Raw genomic sequence first — 19,453 nt, 5'->3', positions numbered from 1 at the left:
GGCCTGACGGTCAGTCCACCCGCTCGAGCTCGGCGTACCCCACGTTGGCCGCGTTGTTCTTGTCCTGCCAGGTGAAGGTGGCCTTGTCCGGGTCGGTGGGGTCGAGCAGCAGGATGACCTCGCCGAGCGGCGCGCAGGTGCCGTTCTTGTTGTCCGACTCCTTCACCGGAGCCCGGAGAATGACGGTGGTGAGAGCGACGCTGGTCACCGAGACCTTGGAACGGCAGCCCAGATCGACGGCCTCCATCGTGCCGGGCTTCTTCTTGCCGCCCTTCAGGTCCAGCCGTACCGTCCAGGTGGTCACGGTGCCGCTGTACTGCGTGACCTCGCCCTCCCAGGAACCCGCCAGCTCGTAGGGCAGCGTTCCCGCCGCTGCCTGCTTGTCCCCGTCCTCGACGGCCGCGTCCTCGGTGTCTTCGGCGTCTTCGACCGCACCGGAACCGGCGGTGTCGCAGGCGGAGTCGTCACCCTGGTCGGCACCGACGTTGATCCGGCCGCCGCACGCCTCCGGATCGGCTGCGTCTTTCGACCCGCCGGACTCGCTGGAGGTCGAACCCTTGGTGTCGTTCAGGCTTTCGGTGCCCTGGTTGCCGAGGTTGTAGAGGCCGACTCCCACCAGGAGGGTGAGCACGACGACGGCAGTGAGCACGGCAAAACGGCCGCGGTTGGGCGCTGGAGTGCCCGGCCGCTGACCCGGAACCCCACCCGGGCGGCCACCGTTCGACCCGCCCCAGGCTTGAGGAGGCTGGTTCCAGCCGCCGTTCCCGCCGGGAGGAGGCAGAGCCGGGCCACCGTTGCCGGCGCGCTGGGCCGGGCCAGGCATCGGCGGCTGCGGGCCGCCGAGCGGACCCCGCTGGCCGTGCGAGCTGGACTGGCCGTGTGTGCCGGACTGGCCGCGCATGTCGGACTGCCCATGCGTGCCGGACTGGCCATGCATGCCGGACTGGCCATGCACGCCGGGCAACCCTGGCGCGCCGGACTGCCCACGCGTGCCGGACTGGCCGCGCCCGTCAGACTGCCCGGGTGCGCCGGGTGCGCCGGGTGCGCCGGACTGCCCGGGCGCGCCGTACTGGCTAGGTGCGCTGTGCCGATTAGGCGCACCGTGCAGTCCCTGCTGACTTTGCTGCCCCTGCTGGTTTTTCGGGTTCCAGGCCGGCTGCTGACCTGGAGGGCCCCACTGCTGCGGCTGGGGCTGCTGCGGTTGCGGCGGCGGATAGCTGCCGGGCCGGGGACTGGGCTGCCAGTTCTGCGGGGCAGGCCGCTGGATATCCGGCGACCCGCCGAAAATCTGCGCACCGGAACCAGACTGAGACCCAGTGCCGTTCTGCGCCCCGGAACCATGCGTCCCAGAACCGTGCTGCCCCAAGCTGTGCTGCGACCCGGGAACGTTCGACCCAGCACCCGGCGCCCCACTGCCCGGCACCCCAGCGCCCGGAACTCCGCTGCCTGACACCCCAGCGCTCGGGAATCCGGAACCCGCGCCACCAGCACCCCGTCCCGGCGCGCCCCACTGCGGCTGCGGCGAAGGAGCGGGCGGCTGGTACTGCTGCGGCTGCGGAGTGCTGGGCGGCGAGTACTGACCACCCTGCTGAAATGCCGAAGGCGCATGCCCCTGAGCAGTTCCCGTGGCCCGCCCGCCGGAACCGGCGGGCGTTCCCCAGGGTGGGACGTCTGCAGATGGAACCCCCGGACTCACCGGACCTGAGGTGCCAGTAGGACGCCTGCCCGCAACCGGATGGCCCATCGCCCCGGCATCGGCAACCGCCGTGCGCCCCTCGGCGTACCCCATGGTGGGGCCGGTCGTGGACGCCTCCACCAGCTGGGTGGCCTGGGCCAGGACGACGGTCGGGTCGGGGGCGTCGGTCTGGTCGGGCCGCCCGAGCAGCATCGACAGTGCCTGCTGGGCCGTGGGCCGGTAGGCCGCGTCCTTGCTGAAGCACCGGCGCAGCACGGCCAGCAGTTCGGGCGGCACACCGGTCAGGTCGGGCTCTTCGTGGGCGATCTTGGTGATCGCCGCCATCATGTGCTCGGCCTCGAACGGGGCGCGGCCGGTGGCGGCGAAGGCCATCACCGACCCCCAGGCGAACAGGTCGGTGGCCGGGCCGACCCGCTCACCGCGCAACTGCTCGGGCGACATGTAGGCGGGCGTACCGAAGAGCTTGCTGACCTTGGTGGTGTCGTTCGACAGGTCGCGGGCGATGCCGAAGTCGATGACCCGGGGGCCCTCCGGCGACATCATCACGTTGGCCGGCTTCAGGTCGCGGTGCACCACCCCGGCCTGGTGGATCGCCGCCAGGGCGGTGGCCGTGCCGATGGCCAGGCGCTGCAGGCGGGTGCCGGACATCGGGCCGTGCTCGCTCACGTACTGCTGCAGCGAGGGGCCCTCGATGAACTCACTGATCACGTAGGGCGGCTGCGACTGCATGTCGAAGTCGAGGATCTGGGCGGTGCAGAACGGGGCCACCCGCCGGGCGGAGGCCACCTCCTTGGCGAACTGCTCGCGCGAGCGCTCGTCCTCCACCCGCAGCATCTTGACCGCGACCAGCTCGTTGTCGGGGGAAACGCCCAGGTAGACCACTCCCTGCCCACCGGCGCCGATACGGCCGGTGAGCCGGTAGCCGGCCACCTGCGTCGGGTCCGCGGACTGCAGGGGGGCAACGTCAGGCACTGATTCAGTCTGCCACCCGAAGCGCGGCGATCTGTAGCACTCGGGGTAAACGTGCCCGCTTAGACCGGATTTTGTGACTCTCAGGCAACCACGACTTGCGCAGAGTCACTCAAGTCGCAGCGTTCCGCCCCCGGAATTGCTCTCCTCGGCCGCGTCCTGCCAGGAGAAGAGCATCTCGCCGTCGCCGCTGCGGGTCAGGCGCACCGTGCTGTCGTCGGCACAGGTGTCCCACAGGTCGTCCTCCAGCTGTGTCGCCATCACCACCGAGTCGGTGCCGGACTCGAAGCTCAGCACTCCACCGCAGCCGAGCGAGCGGATGTCGATCCGTCCCTGGGACCGACCGGCCTCCAAGGTCAGCACCACCTCGTAGCGGGAGACCTCACCCAGCGGCTGGTAGACCTCGCCGCGCCAGGAGCCGGCGGTCCAGTCCGGCAGGGCGGCGGGGGTGTCCGTGCTGGTCTGCGGCAAAGGGACGTCGGTCGCGCCGATGGTCTCGTCGGCACCGGTCGGCTCGGGGTCGGCTTCGTCGGTTCCGGGATCGGTACCGGTGTTCGGGTCGGTGGGCGAACTGGAGTTGGTGCGGGGCTCGTCGTTGTCGAGCAGGGTGCGCAGCAGCAGGGCGCCCCCGCCGACCATGCCGCCCCCGATCACGAGCACGGCCAGAACGGCCCCGATCGAGGACAGGACGCCGCTGGGTCGGGTGCGGGTATCGGGCAGACCGGAGGGCGGGGTCTCGGGCGTGCCGTACTCGGGCGAGTGCTCGGGTGAGGACCAGGCAGTCAGGCCGGACCGGCTCTCGCCGGTTCGCACCGGAGCCGGGGAAACCCGCCTGGTGGTCGGCGTTCGGAGGGCCTGCTCGGCCTGCTCGGCCGCGGACTCCCCACCGGCGCCCCCACTGTTCTGCGCCAGCCGACTCCCCTCGGCGAGCACCACCGTCGGATCGGCCTGGTCGTGCTCGGGCCGGCCCAGCAGCAGGGCCAGGGCCTGCTGCGCGGTGGGGCGCTGGTCCGGCTCCTTGGCCAGGCAGCGGCGCAGCACCTCGGCCAGCCCGGCCGGCACCCCGTCGAGGCGCGGCTCCATCGTGGTGATCCGGTGCACCACGGCCATCATGTGCTCGGCCTCGAACGGGGCCCGGCCGGTGGCGGCGAACGCGACCACCGAGGCCCAGGCGAACATGTCGGTCTGCGGACTCACCCGCTCGGCCCGGATCTGCTCCGGCGCCATGTAGGCCGGCGTTCCGAAAATCCGGCTCGTCACCGTGGTTTCGTGGGACAGGTCGCGAGCGATGCCGAAGTCGATGACCCGCGGTCCCTCCGGCGAGATCATCACGTTGGCCGGCTTGAAGTCGCGGTGCACCACGCCTGCCTGATGAATGGCGGCCAATGCGGTGGCGGTGCCGATCGCCAGCCGCTGCAGCCGACTTCCGGTGATCGGCCCGGAGTCGCGTACCAGCCGCTGCAGCGACGGGCCTTCGATGAACTCGCTCACCACGTAGGGCGATTCGGCCTCGAGATCGAAGTCGATGACGCGGGCGGTACAGAACGCCGCCACCCGGCGGGCCGCCGAGACCTCCTTGGCGAACTGCTGCCGGGACCGCTCATCCTCTAGCCGCAGTTGCTTGACCGCCACCCGACTGCCGTCCGGCCCGGCACCGAGGAAGACAACCCCCTGACCACCCTGGCCGAGCCGGCTCACGATGCGGTACCCGGCGACCTCCGTCGGGTCTCCGGCTCGCAGTCGACTGGCGTCAGGCATCGGCACATAGTGCCAGCCCGGCTTGTGAGGCAGGGAAATCCGCCCGACAGTGACGCTTTCGTCACTCACCGTCAGTCAGGGTCACGTACGGTGCTTCTCAGGGTGAGCCCTGATGCCGGTCGGCGACGCGCCGACTACGCTGGCCGAGGGCTGAGCGGTTGGGGAAGGCCGCCGGCCCGGATCCTGCGGAGGGGGCGGTTGCGGTCATGTCCGAGATCTGGCGCGGCGTTCGGGAACTCGTTCTTCTGGGCGCCCTCTGGGGGGTGTACTCGCTCTCCCGGCTGCTCGCCTCGACCGATCTGAAGCCCGCGCTGTCCCGGGCGAACTCGGTCCTGGACGTGGAGCGGTTCTTCGGGCTGCACCACGAGCTCAGCTTCAACCACTTCACCGCTGCCCACGAATGGCTGGCGGTCGCCTTCAGCTACTACTACGCGGCCGCCCACTACGTGGTCACCGCGGCGGTGCTGATCCTGCTCTACACCCGCGGCCGGCAGGTCTACCAGCAGGGCCGCAACGCCCTGGTCCTGGCCACGGTGATGGCCCTGGCCGCCTACATCACCATGCCCACGGCCCCGCCGCGGTTCGTGCCCGGCTACATCGACGTGCTGGCCGAGAACGCCGATCTGGGCTGGTGGGGGGCGGGGCACTCGCTGCCGGGCGAGATGGGCCGGCTGACCAACGAGCTGGCGGCCATGCCGTCGATGCACGCGGGCTGGGCGTTGTGGGTGGCCCTGGCCGTCTCACTGACCACCCGGAACCGGCTGCTGCGCAGCCTGGGCTGGTGGCACGCCGTGCTCACCGCGCTGATCGTGATCGGCACCGGCAATCACTGGACGCTCGACGTGCTGGCCGGCTGGGCCGTGGTCGGTGCCGCCTGGGCGCTGGCGGTGCACGTGAACCCCGCGACCGAACCGGCCACCAGCACCCGCCGCACGGCCGACGTGGCGGCCAAGAGCGTTGCCCGCTAGTCGCTCTCGTGCCGGGGCTGGTAGCCCGCAGCGGTGAGGTCGGCCACCACCTGGTCGCAGTGCGCCGGGCCGCGGGTCTCCACCCACAGGGCCACCTCCACCTCGTTCACCGCGGTGCGGGCGCCGGTGCGCACGTGCTCCACCTCCATCACGTTCGCGTCGGTGGTGGCCAGACGCATCAGCAGCTGGGCGAGCGAGCCGGGCGTGTCCGGCACCCGCACGCGCAGCCGCAGGTAGCGCCCGGCCGAGGCCAGGCCGTGCCGGATCAGGCGCATCAGCAGCAGCGGGTCGACATTTCCGCCGGAAAGCACGGCCAGGGCCGGGGTCTCGATCTCCAGCCCGTCCTTGAGCAGGGCCGCCACGGCGACCGCGCCGGCCGGCTCGATCAGCAGCTTCTGGCGTTCCAGCATCAGCAGCAGGGCCCGGGAGATGGTCTCCTCGTCGACCGTGACCACCTCGTCGACCAGGCTGTCGACGATCGCGAAGGGCACGTCACCGGGCCGGCCCACGGCGATACCGTCGGCCATCGTGCTCATCGAGGGCAGCGACTCGGGTCGGCCCGCGGCCAGCGAGGGAGGGTAGGCGGCCGCGCTCTCGGCCTGCACGCCGATCACCCGGATGTCGGGGCGCCGCGCCTTGAGCACCGTGGCCACACCGGCCAGCAGGCCACCGCCCCCGGTGCTGACCAGCACCGTCTTCACGTCCGGCCGCTGCTCGAGGAACTCCAGGGCGATCGTGCCCTGACCGGCCACCACGTCGGCGTGGTCGAACGGGTGGATCATCACCGCACCGCTGGTCTCGGCGTGCTCCAGGGCGCTGGCCAGGCACTCGTCCACCGTGCTGCCGGTGAGCACCACCTCGGCGCCGTAACCGCGGGTGGCGTCGAGCTTGGGCAGCGGCGCCCCGACCGGCATGTAGACCCGGGCCGGCACCCCGAGCAGCCGGGCCGCCAGGGCCACCCCCTGCGCGTGGTTGCCGGCGCTGGCCGCCACCACCCCCCGGGCCTTCTCGGCCTCGGACAGCCGGGCCATCCGGGTATAGGCGCCGCGAATCTTGAACGAACCGGCCCGCTGCTGGTTCTCGCACTTCAGGTAAACGTCGCCGCCCCGTAGGTCGGACAGGGCCCGGCTGCGGACCACAGGGGTGCGCCGGATCACCGGTTCCAGCAGCTCGGCGGCCGCCAGAACATCGGCGTCGGAGACGGGCAGGACGCGGGCGGGAGCGGACATGACGGAATCCTCGCACGCCCGCCCACACACCCCCGGCTCCCGGGGGTGGGGTTTTCCCTACCCCCGGCGGGCCAGGTTTCCCCTACCCCCGCTGGCTGCTCAGACCCCTCGAACGGGCTCACCGACGTCCGTAAGTTCGAAGTCACACCGCACCACATTCATCTGAGGGGGAAAGATTATGGAAACACCGGCTTTGGACGTCAGTGGGCTGAGCATGACGTACGGCAGCGGACCGGGGGCTGTCGAAGCACTGCGGGAGGTGGGCCTGCGGCTGGAGCGGGGTACCTTCACCGCTCTGATGGGCCCCTCGGGGTCCGGCAAGAGCACGTTCCTCAACTGCGTGGCCGGTCTGGAGCGACCGGCCGCCGGCACGATCACCATCGGGGGTCGCGCCCTGCCGAACGACGAGGCGGCGGCCACCCTGTTCCGGCGCGAGCGGATCGGCATCGTCTTCCAGAACCTGAACCTGCTTTCCTACCTGAGCGCCGGGCAGAACGTGGAGCTGCCGCTGCGCCTGGCCGGGCGCCGCGTGCCCCGCGGCATCGCCCGGGAACTGCTCGACCAGGTCGGTCTCGGTGACCGGGTGCACTCGCTGCCGGCCGAGCTCTCCGGTGGCCAGCAGCAGCGCGTGGCCATCGCCCGCGGACTGGTGACCAAGCCGGACGTGCTCTTCGCGGACGAACCGACCGGCGCCCTGGACAGCCGGACGGCCCGGAACGTGCTGGGGATCCTGCGGGGTTCGGCCGATCGTCTGGGCCAGACCATCGTGATGGTCACCCACGACCCGGTGGCCGCGGCCTATGCCGACCAGGTCGTGTTCCTGGCCGACGGCCGGATCGCCGGGCAGATGGCCAACCCGACCGCCGAGGCCGTGGCCGCCCAGATGACCCACCTGGACCAGCTGGTTCCGGCTCTCTCCGGGACCGGTGCGTGATGCGACTCATCGCCTGGAGCTCGCTGCGCACGCGGGCCACCTCGTTCGGTGCGTACTTCCTGTCGGTGTTCTTCGGCACCGTGCTGATCGGCTCGTTCGCCACTCTGAGCAGCGCCGGCACGGGCGACGTGTCCACCGCCGACGCCGACCGGCTCTCGACCATGGGCATCGTGGTAGGCAGCTGGGGCGCCCTGATCGTGCTCTTCTCCCTGGCCTCCACGCTGACCCTGGTGGTGGGTCAGCGCACCGCCGAGACCGCCCTGCTGCGGGCGGTCGGGGCCACCCCGAAACAGGTGCGCCGGCTCGTGATCACCGAGTCGACGCTGGTCACGCTGGCGGCGGTGGTGATCGCGGCCGGACCGGCCTGGCTGGTCGGCGATCTGGTGCTGGGCGCGATGCGCGAGACCGGGATGCTCTCGGACGGCGTGGGCGGCCACGGTCAGCCGGTCGCCCTGACCATCACCGGCCTCGGAATCACCCTGGTGGCCTACTTCGCGGCGCGGATCGCCACCCGCCGGGCCACCCGGGCATCGGTGCGGGCATCGCAGCGGGAGGCCGCGACCGGCCCCCGGCGCACCAGCCGCTGGCAGATCGCGGCCGGCCTGGGACTGATCCTGATCGGTCTGCAGCTGCTGGTGGTGACCGTCACGGTGATGGCCGACGACCCGGACCCGATGGCCCCGATGAGCACCGCCGGCCCGGCCGGGGTGTTCACCACGATCGGCATCGCCACCCTGTCGCCGGTCCTGCTGCGGCTGGCCACCAGCGTCTTCGGTTTCGTGCTGAAGCCGTTCGGGGTGGCCGGGCACCTGGCCCGGCACGACCTGCGGGCCCGGGCCCAGGCCCTGGGCGCGACCCTGGCGCCGATCACGATCTTCACCGGGATCGCGGCCGGCACCGCCTACCTGGTGGCGATCCAGAACAAGGCCGACGCGGGCCTGGTGAAGACGCCCGAGGCGGAGGACGTGGAGCTGCTGAACTACGTGGTGGTCGGGATGATCGCGCTGTTCGCGGCCATCATGGTGGTCAACACCCTGGCCGCGGCGGTCGCCGCCCGGCGCCAGGAGTTCGGCCGCCAGCAGCTGGCCGGGGCCACCAAGGCCCAGATCCGGCAGGTGATGCTGCTGGAGGCGGCCTTCCTGTCGGGCACCGGCATCGTGCTCGGGGCGATCGCCTCGCTGGCCATGATGTGCCCGTTCAGCTGGGTGAAGCTGGACAGCGTGCTGCCCGGTCTGGGGCCCTGGTACCTGCTCGGGGTCGCCGCGGTCGCCGCCACGGTGACGATCTCGGCCACCGCGGTGCTGACCGGCCGGATGCTGCGCCGCCCGGCCCTGACCCTGGCTGCCTGAGGGCAGGGGACGGCGATGACAGACTTGGGCACCATGTGGGGAGAAAGAGGACTGCGGCGGATCCCGCTGCTGCGGTTCGACGAGGCCGGTCTGCGCGACCGGGCCCGGATCTGGCTGCTCGAACTCGCCCACGTCCTGCTCGCCGTCCCCTGCCTCGTGCTCTTCGTGCTGATCGTGACCGGCTGGCCGACCACCACCGTCCTGGTCGGGCTGCTCCTGCTCCACCTGGCCGTGCCGGCCGCCGCCCAGCTCGGCCGGGCGCACCGCTACCTGGCCGGTACGGCCCTGCGGCAGCCGGTGGAGGTGCCGGGGTACAAGAGCAGCGGCAGCACCGGCCTGGCCGCGGTCTGGGCCCGGCCGTGGACCTGGCTGCAGGACCCGCGGCGCTGGCTGGACCTGGCCTTCACCGCGTTCGCCAGCACCGGCGGCCTGGCCCTGTCGGCGGCCGTGGTCTGCCTGCCGGCCCTGGCGATCACCCACCTGGTGCTGGCGCTGGTGTTCCAGACCTTCTGGTGGCTGCTGCCGATCTCGCTCGACCTGGTGCTGTGGTGGCTGCTCACCCCGTTGCTGTCGATGGTCCGGGCGGTCACCACCCTGGCCATGTACGGCAACTCGCTCGCCGCCCAGCTGGAACGCCGGGTGGCGGCGGTGTCGGAGTCCCGGGCCGAGTCGATCGACCACTCAGCGGCCGAGATCCGGCGCATCGAGCGGGATCTGCACGACGGGGCGCAGGCCCGGATCGTCTCGCTGGGCATGAACATCGGGCTGGCCGAGGAACTGCTCAAGCGCGACCCGGAGGCAGCCGCCGCGCTGCTGGCCGAGGCCCGGAAGGCGACCACCGAGGCCCTGGAGGACCTGCGCGGCGTGGTCCGCAGCATCCATCCGCCGGTGCTGGCCGACCGGGGGCTGGGCGGCGCCGTCGAGGCGTTGGCCGTTCAGCTCTCGCTGCCGGTGACCACGTCGGTCGACCTGCCCCGCAAGATTCCCGCGCCGGTCGAGACCGCGGTCTACTTCGCGGTGGCCGAGGCGCTGGCCAATGTGGTGAAACATGCTCAGGCGCAACGCGCCTGGGTGCGGCTGGGGTTCTCGGGCAGCCAGTTGAGAGCAGAAATCGGGGACGACGGTGAGGGCGGGGCCGCGGTGAGCGGCGGCACCGGGCTGGCTGGGGTGGCGCAACGGCTGCGTGCCTTCGACGGCACACTGAGCATCGACAGCCCCGCTGGGGGGCCGACCCTGGTCGTGGTGGAGGTACCGTGCGCGTCGTGATCGCCGAGGATCTGGCCCTGTTGCGGGACGGGCTGATCCGGTTGTTCGAGGCGCACGACTTCGAGGTGGTGGCGGCCGTGGACAATGCCACGTCACTGCTGCAGGCGCTGGACGAGAAGGAGGCGGACATCGCCGTCCTGGATGTGCGGCTGCCGCCGAGCTTCTCCAACGAGGGTCTGATGGCGGCGGTCGAGATCCGGCGCCGACGGCCCGCTTTCCCGGTGCTGGTGCTCAGCCAGTACGTGGAGCAGCTCTACGCCAAAGAACTGCTGGCCTCCGGCCAGGGCTCGATCGGCTACCTGCTGAAAGACCGGATCACCGACGTCCGTTCGTTCGTCGAGGCAGTTCAGCAGGTGGCCGCCGGGGGCACGGTCCTGGACCCGCAGGTGGTCTCCAGCATCCTCACCCGGGCCCAGCGCGAGGCCCCGATGGAACGGCTGACCGAACGCGAGCGCGAGGTGCTGGGCCTGATGGCCCAGGGCCGGTCCAACGCCGCGATCGCAGCGCGTCTGTTCGTCTCCGAGAAGGCCGTGGGCAAGCACACCAACAGCATCTTCACCAAGCTGGACCTGCCCCAGGCGGCCGACGACAACCGCCGGGTGCTGGCGGTTCTGGCCTACCTACATCAGGACTGAGCGCGCAGCGGCTTCAGGGTGCGGGCCAGGACCTCGAGCTCGACCAGCATCGCCTCGGCGCCGGCGCTCATCATCTCGTTCGGGTTGATCGTGCGTTCCTCGGTGAGGAACTGGGTGACGAACGGGATGTGCACGTTGCCGCCGGTCGGGAAGAGCTTGAGCATGGCCATCACCGGCCGCAGGGTGGTCACGGCGCGCACGCCGGCCGAGACCCCGCCGTAGCTGACCACGCCGGCCGGCTTGTTCGCCCACTCGTGCACCAGGTAGTCGAGCGCGTTCTTCAGCGGGGCGGTGTACCCGGCGTTGTACTCGGGCATCACGAAGACGAACGCGTCGGCCCGCTCCACCGTGGCGCTCCAGCGCTTGGTGTGCTCATGCACGTACTGCCGCAGCCGGGGGTGGTTCGGCTCGTCCATCAGCGGCAGGTTCAGCTCGGCCAGGTCGACCAGCTCGACGGTGAAACCGGCGTGCTTCTCGGCCACCGCCTGGATCCACTGGGCGACCGGAAGACCGACCCGCCCGGGGCGGGTGCTGGCGACGATGATCTGAACGACTGGTCTGGACATGGGGGGATCCTTACTGCGGAGGGGCCGTGCGAGGTACCGGCCCACCGTATGCCTGGCCTCAGGTGACCGGCCCGGCGACTCCCCCGGCCGGCGCAGGAACCACCAGGGCGGGTGCGGGGGCCGGGAGCCGGTCCTTCAGCCGCAGGGCCGGCTTCTCCACCAGGAACCAGGAGAAGACGGTCAGCGCAACGGTCAGCGAGAGCTCCAGCAGGTGCTGCACCAGGTGTGAGAAGCCCCGGTTCTGCACGGTCATGAAGACCGGGAAGTGGTAGAGGTACAAACCGTAGGAGAGCGTCCCGATCACCACCAGCGGCCGCACCGAGAGCAGGCTCACCATCGGGCCGTCCTTCTGGGTGACCAGGTGGTGCACCACCAGCGCCGAGAACAGTGCGGCGAGTGGCAGCCGCCACTGGTAGGTGACGCTGGGCTCGATGCGGGAGGTGGCGAACAGCGCGGCCAGACCGAGCACCCCGGCCCAGGCCACGACCTCGGACCGGACTCGGGTACCGGCCAGGCCCTCGCGCCGCTGCAGCAGAACGGCGAGCAGGGCCCCGAGCAGCAGTCCGTCGCAGTGCGAGGTGGTCGCGTAGTAGAGCCACAGCGTGCTCTCGGAGTTGCCGGCGCTGATCCAGCGGGCCACCACGACCACCCCGACCAGCACGGCCAGGGCGGCCGCGGGGGCCTTCCGGCGGCGGGCCAGCACCGCGATCAGCAGGACCGGCCAGATCAGGTAGAACTGCTCCTCGATCGACAGCGACCACGTGTGGGTCCAGATCCCGGTGCCGCCGTTCACCCAGACGTTGGCCCAGTTCGCCACGTAGAAGAGAACACTGGCGAGGGCCACCACCGGGTTCAGGGTGAACTGGTCGCGGGCCAGGGTCAGCACGACCGGCAGGCTGACCACGAGCATGAACAGCAGGGGCGGCAGCAGGCGCAGGGCCCGGCGCAGGTAGAACGACCTCAGGTCGATCCGGCCGGTGCGGTCCCACTCCCGCAGCAGCAGGGCGGTGATCAGGTATCCGCTGATCACGAAGAACACGTCCACGCCCAGGAAACCGCCGTGGGCGGCGGGCGAGGTGTGGAACGCCATGACGGCGAGCACGGCGATGGCCCGTAGGCCGTCCAGCGCGGGGCGACGCGACATCTGATCTGTCCCTGAAATCACTCGGCGGACGGGAACCTTCTGGCCTCCACCTCTATGTACAGGGTTTCTGGAGGGACACCAAGAGATTTCCGAGGTGAGTTCACCGGCACGGCGTGACGAGTGGCAAGGATCCGTCACCACTCGTCACGGTGTGTGTCAGGGGATGCGCAGGCCCTCGGGCAGGTCGCCGTGGTGGATCACGGTGAGCCGCTGGGTGGGGCGGGTCAGCGCGACGTAGAGGTCGCTGGCGCCCCGGCGGGAGGCGGCGACGATCCCGGCCGGGTCGACCACGGTGACCGCGTCGTACTCCAGGCCCTTCACGTCGTCGACGCTGAGCACCGAGACCCGCTCGCCCAGCCCGGCGTACTCCGGGCTCAGCAGCGACTTGCGCACCCGCTCGGAGACCTCGCCCACCACCTCGGCCCGCGAGAGAATCACCGCGAACTGCCCGCCGCCGAGCGCCTTCTCGTCGGCCGTGACCGCGCGCAGCACGGCCTCGGCCACTGCCCCGGCGTCTTCGGGAGCCTGAATCAGGGACGGGTCCCAGTCACCTTCGCGGGCCGACTCGGGCAGCCTCACGCTGATGCCCGAGGCGGTGAGCATGGCCGCGGCCGGGCGCATGATCTTCGCCGGGGTGCGGTAGTTGACAGTCAGCTCGGCCACCCGCCAGCGGTCCTTGGCGATCGTGTCCAGCGCACCGGCCCAGGTGCTGGCCCCGGCTGCGGAACTGGTCTGGGCCAGGTCACCGACCACCGTCATGGAGCGCGAGGGCACCCGTCGGGCCAGGGTGCGCCACTGCATCGGCGAGACCTCCTGGGCCTCGTCCACCACCACGTGCCCGTACGTCCAGGTGCGGTCGTCGCGGGCCCGCTCGGCCACGGTCAGGCTGCCCCCCGGACCCTCGAACCGGTCGGCCAGCATGTCCGCGGTCATCATGGCCGCGGCCTCACCGGACATCTGGAGCACGCCCTGGGCGTAGCGGACCGCCTCGGCCCGTTCGGCCGCGGCCCGGGCCCGCTCCCGCGCGGCCGCGGCGCTGGCCGTCACGTCGGCCCCGATCAGCTCGGCGACCTCGTCCAGGAGCGGCACGTCGGACTGGGTCCAGGGGCTGCCGGGCTCGCGCAGCAGCAGCCGGGCCTCGGCCTTGGCCAGCTTGCCCTCGGTGGCGGCCCGCAGCCGGTCCGGGTCGGAGAGCAGTTTGTCGAGGAACGCCTCGGCCGACAGCGGCATCCAGCGCAGGTTGATCTCGCGCCGCACGTCGATGTTGTCGCGCAGTTCGGCGGCCAGGTCGAGCCGGGTCTCCGGGTCGTTCTCCAGGCGCCGGGCCCGGGCCAGCTGCCCGGCCAGGTCGTCGAGGAGGTGCTTGACGAACGTGGTGCGGGCCTCGTTGTGCGGGCGCCCGGTCTGGCGGGCCCGGGAGCGGGCCTCGACCACCGCGGCCGGGCGCAGGGCGATCTGGTCGCCGTCGAGGGTGATCGGGACCGGCCGGGGCAGGGTCAGCTGGCGCTGGCGCACCGCCTCGCGGATCACCCGGGCCATCCGCAGATCGCCCTTGAGCAGAGCGACCTCGGGCCGGTCGGTGCGGGTGGCCTCGACACCGGGGAAGATCTGCCCGGGGGTGGACAGCACCACACCGGTCTCACCGAGCGAGGGCAGCACCCGCTCGATGTAGCGCAGGAAGACCGGTGAGGGCCCGACCACTAGCACGCCGCTCTTGGCGATCCGCTCGCGGTGGGTGTACAGCAGGTAGGCGGCGCGGTGCAGGGCGACCGCGGTCTTGCCGGTGCCCGGTCCGCCCTGGACCACCAGGACGCCGGTGAGCGGGGCCCGGACGATCTCGTCCTGCTCGGACTGCAGGGTGGCCACGATGTCGCGCATCTTGCCGGTGCGGTGCTCGGTGAGCGCCGTCATCAGGGCGCCGTCACCGGTCACGGTGGTCAGGTCGGCCGCGTTCAGGCCGCTGACGTCGAGCAGTTCGTCGTCGATGCCGGTGACCGTGCGGCCCCGGGTGGCCAGGTGCCGCCGCCGGGCCACGCCCGCCGGGGCGGCCGCGGTGGCCTGGTAGAAGGCGGCCGCGGCGGGGGCCCGCCAGTCGACCAGGAGCTGCTGCTGCCCCTCGTCGGCGAGGCCGATCCGGCCGACGTAGCGCCGCTCGCCGCCGTTCATGTCCAGCCGGCCGAAGGCGAGCCGGTCCTCGACGGCGTCGAGCTGGGCCAGCCGCTCGGTGTGCAGGGCGTCGAAGGCGTCCTTCTCGGCCCGGCCGGCCGGGGTGTTGGAGGAGGACGACCGGCGCAGGTCGTCCAGGGTCGTGCGGGCCCGGGAGCGGATGTCGTCGAGCCGGCCGTAGAGCAGGTCGAGGTAGGTCTGTTCCAGGGCCACCTCGCGCTCGGTGGCGTTCTGCGGCCCACCGGTGCCGTTGCGGCCATCACCGGCGCTGCCACCAGTGCTGCCGGTGTGCTCGTCCGTGCTCCCGGTCAGGCCATCGACCGTGCCATCGCTCACGCCATGGCCTCCCATGCTCGTCACCCACCTGCTCGGCCGCGCGTCGCCTGCCGCGGCACCACTTCTACTTACCTGTCGCTGCTCACTTGCCCACCGCCGAAGGTTCGGTGGTGCCGTACATATAACCGGTACATATGGCCGGTGCTGCAGTGCTTGGTTCATCGCGTGTGTCCGACCGGGCCCGGTTCGGTTCAGACACCGGCACCGATCCCATCACGTCCAGGAGAACCGATCCGGTGTCCGGCCCCCGGGCCCCTACGGCCCACCCGTGCTCGCCGGCCACCGATCCATTCTGCCGCCGACCAACTCGGCCCGGCCCAGCTCTCTGTTCTGCCTCGTACCCGCTGCTCGACTCACCCCGGCCCGAGACCGATCCGGCCCAGGCGGCTTCGTCAGGCGACCCGTTCTCGGTTCGGACCCGAGACCGAACCCGACCTCGAAAGCTTCGCCGGGCCGACCCGTCCTCGTTCGGACCCGACCCGATCTGAGCCCGGGCCGCTTCGCCGGGCCGACACATCCTCTGTTCCGTCCGAACCCCGACCGAACCCGACCCGAGCACCTTCGCCAAGCCGACCCGTCCCCTGTTCTGTTCGGACCCGACCGAGACCGACCCGACCTGAGCACCTTCGCCTGGGCGACCCGTCCCTTGTTCCGTCCGAACCCCGACCGAGACCAACCCGACCCGAGCACCTTCGCAGGGTGACCCGTCCTCTGTTCGAACCCGACCCGAGACCGGCCCCGACCCGAGCACCTTCGCCAGGGTGACCCGTCCTCCGTTCGAACCCGACCCGAGACCGAAACCCGACCCGGCCGCTTGGCCGAGCCGACCCGTCCTCTTGCCGGTATCGATGATCTACACGACCTGAGACCGACTCCAGACCGACCCGGCCGGTTCCCGCTCACACCCGATCACGCACGTACCGCGCTCGACCACGCTCGACCACGCCTGTCCCGGCCGAGCGCACCTGCTACCGCACCACGTCCTGCCCGCCGAACACCAGCCACCTCTGCCCCGCGAGGACCGGATCACGACCCGGGCCACCGCACCGCCGAACAGCCCGGCCCGGCGCAAAGGACTTACCAGTATGTCTCCTCAGGCGGCCTCTCGCTGACCCTCCGCGACCCGGTTGACCGTGATCCAGTCGTCGATCTGCCGCCACCACTCGTACAACCAGGCGATCCGCTGCTCCCGGCCGCCCGGCACGCTCCCGGCAGGCACCTGCCACCACCGCATCTTCAGGTCCACCGCCACCGGCAGTGCACCCCAGATGTCGGTGACCGTGAGCAGGTGGTCGGTACCGGTGTGAGCTACCCAGACCACGTCTGCCTCGGGCGCGTTGTCGAGCACGGCCAGCACACCGGCCGGCCGTGGGGGCAGCACGTAGCGCATCGCCTCGGCCTTGGCCGCCTCGGCCATCAGCCCCCGGCGGCGCAATTTGGCGATGGCCCGGGCGCGGCGGCGGGCCGTGAAGTTGCCGCCCTCAGGGAAGAGGACCAGCGCGTCGTTGCCGTCGAGCTTGCGGGCCAGCTCTCCGATCAGCTGCTCCGCGTCGGGACCCTTCTCCGGGTCGACCGTGGCCTTGCCCGGGGCGCCGGAGCGGATGAAGCGGGTGGGCAGCCGGTTGAGCACGATGTCGATCGCCGGATCCCACTGCATGGTGTCTTTCAGAACGATCCGCGGCTCCCGGTCGTACCAGTTCATCAGAGCGTGGACCAGGAGGAACGAGTCGCCCGGGCCGGCGTGCCGGCAGAACACGATCAGCGGTTTGTCGCGGTAGGCCTCCAGTTCCGGGCCGTCGACCCGGACCTGCACGTGCAGCGCGTGATTGACCAGCCAGAAGATCCAGCGCAGGAAGGCACGGACGCAGACGTAGTGCCGCCGCTCGTGCTTCGGCTCCCGCACCCGCCGGCCGAAACCGCAGGCCACCCACAGGTAACCGAGCACCACCAGGGCTACGCCCTCGGCCGCGAGATAGCCGGTGACCAGAACGGTGAGCCGGTAGGGACGGCCTCGCTGGCCGGGGATCAGCAAGCCGATCAGCGCGGCGAGCAGCAGCGTGGCCGGAGCGGTGACGACCGCGAATACGCTGATCACCAGCATGAGCGGGAGCAGGACGAGACGCCGTACCCAGTAGGGGGGAAGCATGGTCAGGCCCGCCCTCCGGCCGGAAGCGATTCCAGGTAGGCACGGGAGGCCTGGTAGGCCTCTTCGATGCGCATACGCACCTTCTGCGTGTTGCGGTAGCGCAGGTTGGCGCTGGGCGCCTGGACCGATCCGGCGGGCATGACCCGCACCGCCACCCCCTCGGGCACGGCGGCCATGTCTGCGGCGAACCGGTGCCGGCGGGCGATCTCGAACGCCACCGTGGCGACCTCCCAGGGACGGGAGGGCACCCGCAGGGGCTGCTCGATCCGCCCGACGTGCAGCACGAAGATCTCGGTGGCCCCGAGTTCGACCGCGCGGCCCACCGGCAGGCTGTTGACCAGGCCGCCGTCGAGGTAGTGCTCGCCGTTGACCTGCACAGGCCCGAACATGCCGGGAACGGCGCAGGAGGCGGCCACCGCGGTGGCCACCGGCCCACTGGTGAACCAGGTCTCCGCGGCCCGCTCGATGCTGGCCGCGCAGCACTGGAACGGCACGGCCAGCTGCTCGATGTCGACCGGGCCCAGCCGCCGCTCGATCAGCGCCCGTAGGGGCTCGATCGAGTGCAGGTGGGTGCCGGTGCTGGCCGCCACCCGCAGCCGCTGCAGCGGGCCGGAGAACAGCTCCCGCCCGCCCAGCGACTCCCAGGTGGCCACCAGCTCACCCACGCAGTCGAGGGTCGGATCGGCCGCCAGCACGGCGCCGTTGATCGCGCCGACGCTGGTGCCGAGGACGAGGTCGGGACGGTGCCCGGCCTCCATCACGGCGCGGAGCATGCCTACCTCACTGGCCCCCAGCATGCCCCCGCCGCCGAACACGAATGCGGTCTTGCCCATCGCTGCCTGCTACTCCCCTCGGGGGCACTCCGAACGCCGCGACCGTACGCCATCCGGACTATTCCAGCGCCCCCAGGGCAGAGACCGGGTGCTGCTCGAGCTCACAGATCTCGCCGAGCAGGGTGAAGGCCGGATGGTGGTGGAGCACCGCGAGCTGGTGCTCCAGCGCGGTGGCGGCCACCAGCAGGTCACGCGGCCGTACCCCGGACCCGGCCAGGCGCCCGACCCGGGCCTGCAGGCGCAGGGCCCGCTCGCCCACCGCCGTCTCGAACGGCACGGAACTGTAGGCCTGCCGACGGTCGGCCCGCATCTTGCGGTAGGCCTGCGCCGTGGCGGCGGTGGCCAGCGCCTCCAGGTCGAGCAGCGGGCAGGTGTAGAGCAGCCCGGCGCTGAGCATCGGCAGCAGCCTGGACGCCACCTCCTTCTGGTGCGCGAGGCCGAGCGCACTGCTGTCGAGAAGCCAGCCGACGTTCATCGTTGCCCCCTGTTCCCCGTACCCTGACCGGACAGCACCGCGAACTGCCCGCTCTCGTAGCGATGCAGCTCGGCCGTGACTGCGCGCCGCCGATTACGATCGCGAATGAGCTCGGCGAGGGCCTGATCGACCGCCGCCGCATCTTCTGCACCCAGGAGCCGCGAAGCCTGCCGGAGCAGGGCCAGATCGACCCCCTCAACCGTGACTCTCGTTGCCAGCCGTACATCCTCAGAGAACATCGACGGGTCCCCCTCCCTCTCTCTGCCCATACCCCCATCTTGCATTCCCCCACCGACAATTTGCCCCGCGCCCCCACCGCCCCGCCGTCCCCGCAGGTCAGCCCCATGTCCAGCCCACCCCCGCCTAACCCCGCCCACACCCGCCCGCTCCCTCACGCCGTAACCGGCTGCTCCGCAGGGGTTCTTATCGCTCAGCGGTGGCAGCCTTCCGGCGCCCCAAGGCTGCATCGGGAGCTGGCAGACGGACGGCGAACCCGCTAGGTGACCCCGACGGTGGTGACGGTCGAGCCGGCGCCGGCCATCGATCCATCGCGAAACCCGTTTCATCGCGGCAGGGGCACAGCCGGGCCGCGGAGGCGGCCATGGTCTCGTGGACTTGTCGCTAAAAGTTCACATGGGCATGGAATCTCGGGCAGCGAACTGGACGGGTCCGGCTGATTCAGCGGACCGGTTGGGTGGAGGTGCTGGAGGTGGCAGACAGGGCGTGGATAGCGAAGCGGAGGGGCGGTGATGTCAGAAAAGGCGCGGGGAAGTCCAATTGGCAGGGGTAGCAGATTTGGCGGGGACAGCAGGCAGCGCGGGAATTGCGGGCTCGGCGGGGTAGCGGGCTCGGCGGGGTAGCGGGCTCGGCGGGGACAGCCGAAGCGGAAGGGGCGCCGGGGTAAGCAAAGGCGCAGGGGGAAGCTCAACTGGCGGGGGCAGCAGAACCGGCGGGGGCAGCAGAACCGGCGGGGACAGCAGAAC

General features: G+C 71.3%; 15 protein-coding genes. 5 read left to right on the top strand and 10 right to left on the bottom strand.

Annotation, left to right across the window (positions count from 1 at the left end; all coding sequences use genetic code 11):
* Window positions 1-10 precede the first annotated feature (10 nt).
* Window positions 11-2,668 carry a serine/threonine protein kinase gene (locus QSK18_RS30650; RefSeq protein WP_285626372.1) on the bottom strand — a complete coding sequence of 886 codons (2,658 nt, stop codon included), beginning with the start codon at window positions 2,666-2,668 and terminating at the stop codon, window positions 11-13.
* 105 nt (window positions 2,669-2,773) lie between these two features.
* Window positions 2,774-4,423 carry a serine/threonine-protein kinase gene (locus QSK18_RS30645; RefSeq protein ID WP_285626370.1) on the bottom strand — a complete coding sequence of 550 codons (1,650 nt, stop codon included), beginning with the start codon at window positions 4,421-4,423 and terminating at the stop codon, window positions 2,774-2,776.
* A 206-nt stretch (window positions 4,424-4,629) separates the two neighbouring features.
* On the opposite strand from QSK18_RS30645, the gene QSK18_RS30640 reads away from it, so the two are divergent.
* Window positions 4,630-5,391, top strand: coding sequence for a phosphatase PAP2 family protein (locus tag QSK18_RS30640; RefSeq protein WP_285626368.1), 762 nt, complete (start codon window positions 4,630-4,632; stop codon window positions 5,389-5,391).
* Here the strand turns inward: QSK18_RS30640 and ilvA are convergent.
* On the bottom strand, window positions 5,388-6,620 hold the full coding sequence (gene ilvA, locus QSK18_RS30635) for a threonine ammonia-lyase (protein ID WP_232814666.1): 1,233 nt from the start codon (window positions 6,618-6,620) through the stop codon (window positions 5,388-5,390). The two genes, QSK18_RS30640 and ilvA, sit on opposite strands and share 4 nt — an antisense overlap.
* Window positions 6,621-6,798: 178 nt before the next feature.
* Between ilvA and QSK18_RS30630 the strand changes: the two genes are divergently transcribed.
* From QSK18_RS30630 to QSK18_RS30615, 4 genes are read left to right on the top strand one after another with little or no spacing between them, the layout of a single operon-like run.
* Window positions 6,799-7,554 carry an ABC transporter ATP-binding protein gene (locus QSK18_RS30630; protein ID WP_285626365.1) on the top strand — a complete coding sequence of 252 codons (756 nt, stop codon included), beginning with the start codon at window positions 6,799-6,801 and terminating at the stop codon, window positions 7,552-7,554.
* Window positions 7,554-8,903 (top strand): FtsX-like permease family protein, encoded by a 1,350-nt coding sequence (locus tag QSK18_RS30625; RefSeq protein WP_285626443.1) that lies wholly within the window; start codon window positions 7,554-7,556, stop codon window positions 8,901-8,903. Before QSK18_RS30630 ends, QSK18_RS30625 begins: the two co-directional genes overlap by 1 nt.
* Window positions 8,904-8,918: 15 nt before the next feature.
* Window positions 8,919-10,169 carry a sensor histidine kinase gene (locus tag QSK18_RS30620; protein WP_285626363.1) on the top strand — a complete coding sequence of 417 codons (1,251 nt, stop codon included), beginning with the start codon at window positions 8,919-8,921 and terminating at the stop codon, window positions 10,167-10,169.
* Window positions 10,157-10,804, top strand: a complete 648-nt coding sequence (locus tag QSK18_RS30615) for a response regulator (RefSeq protein WP_332879951.1) — start codon at window positions 10,157-10,159, stop codon at window positions 10,802-10,804. The genes QSK18_RS30620 and QSK18_RS30615 overlap by 13 nt, the downstream gene beginning before the upstream one ends.
* On the opposite strand, the gene QSK18_RS30610 is transcribed toward QSK18_RS30615, so the two are convergent.
* From QSK18_RS30610 to QSK18_RS30580, 7 genes are all read right to left on the bottom strand, one after another.
* Window positions 10,795-11,370 carry an NADPH-dependent FMN reductase gene (locus tag QSK18_RS30610; protein WP_232814670.1) on the bottom strand — a complete coding sequence of 192 codons (576 nt, stop codon included), beginning with the start codon at window positions 11,368-11,370 and terminating at the stop codon, window positions 10,795-10,797. The two genes, QSK18_RS30615 and QSK18_RS30610, sit on opposite strands and share 10 nt — an antisense overlap.
* Before the next feature lie 58 nt (window positions 11,371-11,428).
* Window positions 11,429-12,514: an acyltransferase family protein gene (locus tag QSK18_RS30605; RefSeq protein WP_285626360.1), complete on the bottom strand. Its 1,086-nt coding sequence runs from the start codon at window positions 12,512-12,514 to the stop codon at window positions 11,429-11,431.
* Between the two features lie 156 nt (window positions 12,515-12,670).
* Window positions 12,671-15,016: a HelD family protein gene (locus tag QSK18_RS30600; protein ID WP_285626358.1), complete on the bottom strand. Its 2,346-nt coding sequence runs from the start codon at window positions 15,014-15,016 to the stop codon at window positions 12,671-12,673.
* 1,093 nt (window positions 15,017-16,109) lie between these two features.
* The gene (locus tag QSK18_RS30595) at window positions 16,110-17,117 is read right to left on the bottom strand and encodes a 1-acyl-sn-glycerol-3-phosphate acyltransferase (protein ID WP_269811197.1); all 1,008 of its coding nucleotides are present in this window, start codon (window positions 17,115-17,117) and stop codon (window positions 16,110-16,112) included.
* 47 nt (window positions 17,118-17,164) lie between these two features.
* Entirely contained in the window at window positions 17,165-17,995 is an 831-nt protein-coding gene (locus QSK18_RS30590; protein ID WP_232814674.1) for a patatin-like phospholipase family protein, read from the bottom strand.
* Window positions 17,996-18,053: 58 nt separating this feature from the next.
* Window positions 18,054-18,470, bottom strand: a complete 417-nt coding sequence (locus tag QSK18_RS30585; RefSeq protein ID WP_232814675.1) for a PIN domain-containing protein — start codon at window positions 18,468-18,470, stop codon at window positions 18,054-18,056.
* Window positions 18,467-18,709: a hypothetical protein gene (locus QSK18_RS30580; RefSeq protein WP_232814676.1), complete on the bottom strand. Its 243-nt coding sequence runs from the start codon at window positions 18,707-18,709 to the stop codon at window positions 18,467-18,469. Before QSK18_RS30580 ends, QSK18_RS30585 begins: the two co-directional genes overlap by 4 nt.
* Window positions 18,710-19,453 lie beyond the last annotated feature (744 nt).

Source organism: Kineosporia sp. NBRC 101677 (assembly GCF_030269265.1).
Lineage (GTDB): Bacteria > Actinomycetota > Actinomycetes > Actinomycetales > Kineosporiaceae > Kineosporia > Kineosporia rhizophila.
The sequence above is the reverse complement of the archived record's forward strand: the minus strand, read 5'-3'. Positions and strand labels throughout refer to the sequence as shown.

Coding starts and splice junctions, on each gene's coding strand:
- QSK18_RS30645 (WP_285626370.1), bottom strand. CDS start 4,423: ATGCCTGACGCCAGTCGACTGCGAGCCGGAGACCCGACGGAGGTCGCC.
- QSK18_RS30640 (WP_285626368.1), top strand. CDS start 4,630: ATGTCCGAGATCTGGCGCGGCGTTCGGGAACTCGTTCTTCTGGGCGCC.
- ilvA (WP_232814666.1), bottom strand. CDS start 6,620: ATGTCCGCTCCCGCCCGCGTCCTGCCCGTCTCCGACGCCGATGTTCTG.
- QSK18_RS30630 (WP_285626365.1), top strand. CDS start 6,799: ATGGAAACACCGGCTTTGGACGTCAGTGGGCTGAGCATGACGTACGGC.
- QSK18_RS30625 (WP_285626443.1), top strand. CDS start 7,554: ATGCGACTCATCGCCTGGAGCTCGCTGCGCACGCGGGCCACCTCGTTC.
- QSK18_RS30620 (WP_285626363.1), top strand. CDS start 8,919: ATGACAGACTTGGGCACCATGTGGGGAGAAAGAGGACTGCGGCGGATC.
- QSK18_RS30610 (WP_232814670.1), bottom strand. CDS start 11,370: ATGTCCAGACCAGTCGTTCAGATCATCGTCGCCAGCACCCGCCCCGGG.
- QSK18_RS30605 (WP_285626360.1), bottom strand. CDS start 12,514: ATGTCGCGTCGCCCCGCGCTGGACGGCCTACGGGCCATCGCCGTGCTC.
- QSK18_RS30595 (WP_269811197.1), bottom strand. CDS start 17,117: ATGCTGGTGATCAGCGTATTCGCGGTCGTCACCGCTCCGGCCACGCTG.
- QSK18_RS30590 (WP_232814674.1), bottom strand. CDS start 17,995: ATGGGCAAGACCGCATTCGTGTTCGGCGGCGGGGGCATGCTGGGGGCC.
- QSK18_RS30585 (WP_232814675.1), bottom strand. CDS start 18,470: ATGAACGTCGGCTGGCTTCTCGACAGCAGTGCGCTCGGCCTCGCGCAC.
- QSK18_RS30580 (WP_232814676.1), bottom strand. CDS start 18,709: ATGTTCTCTGAGGATGTACGGCTGGCAACGAGAGTCACGGTTGAGGGG.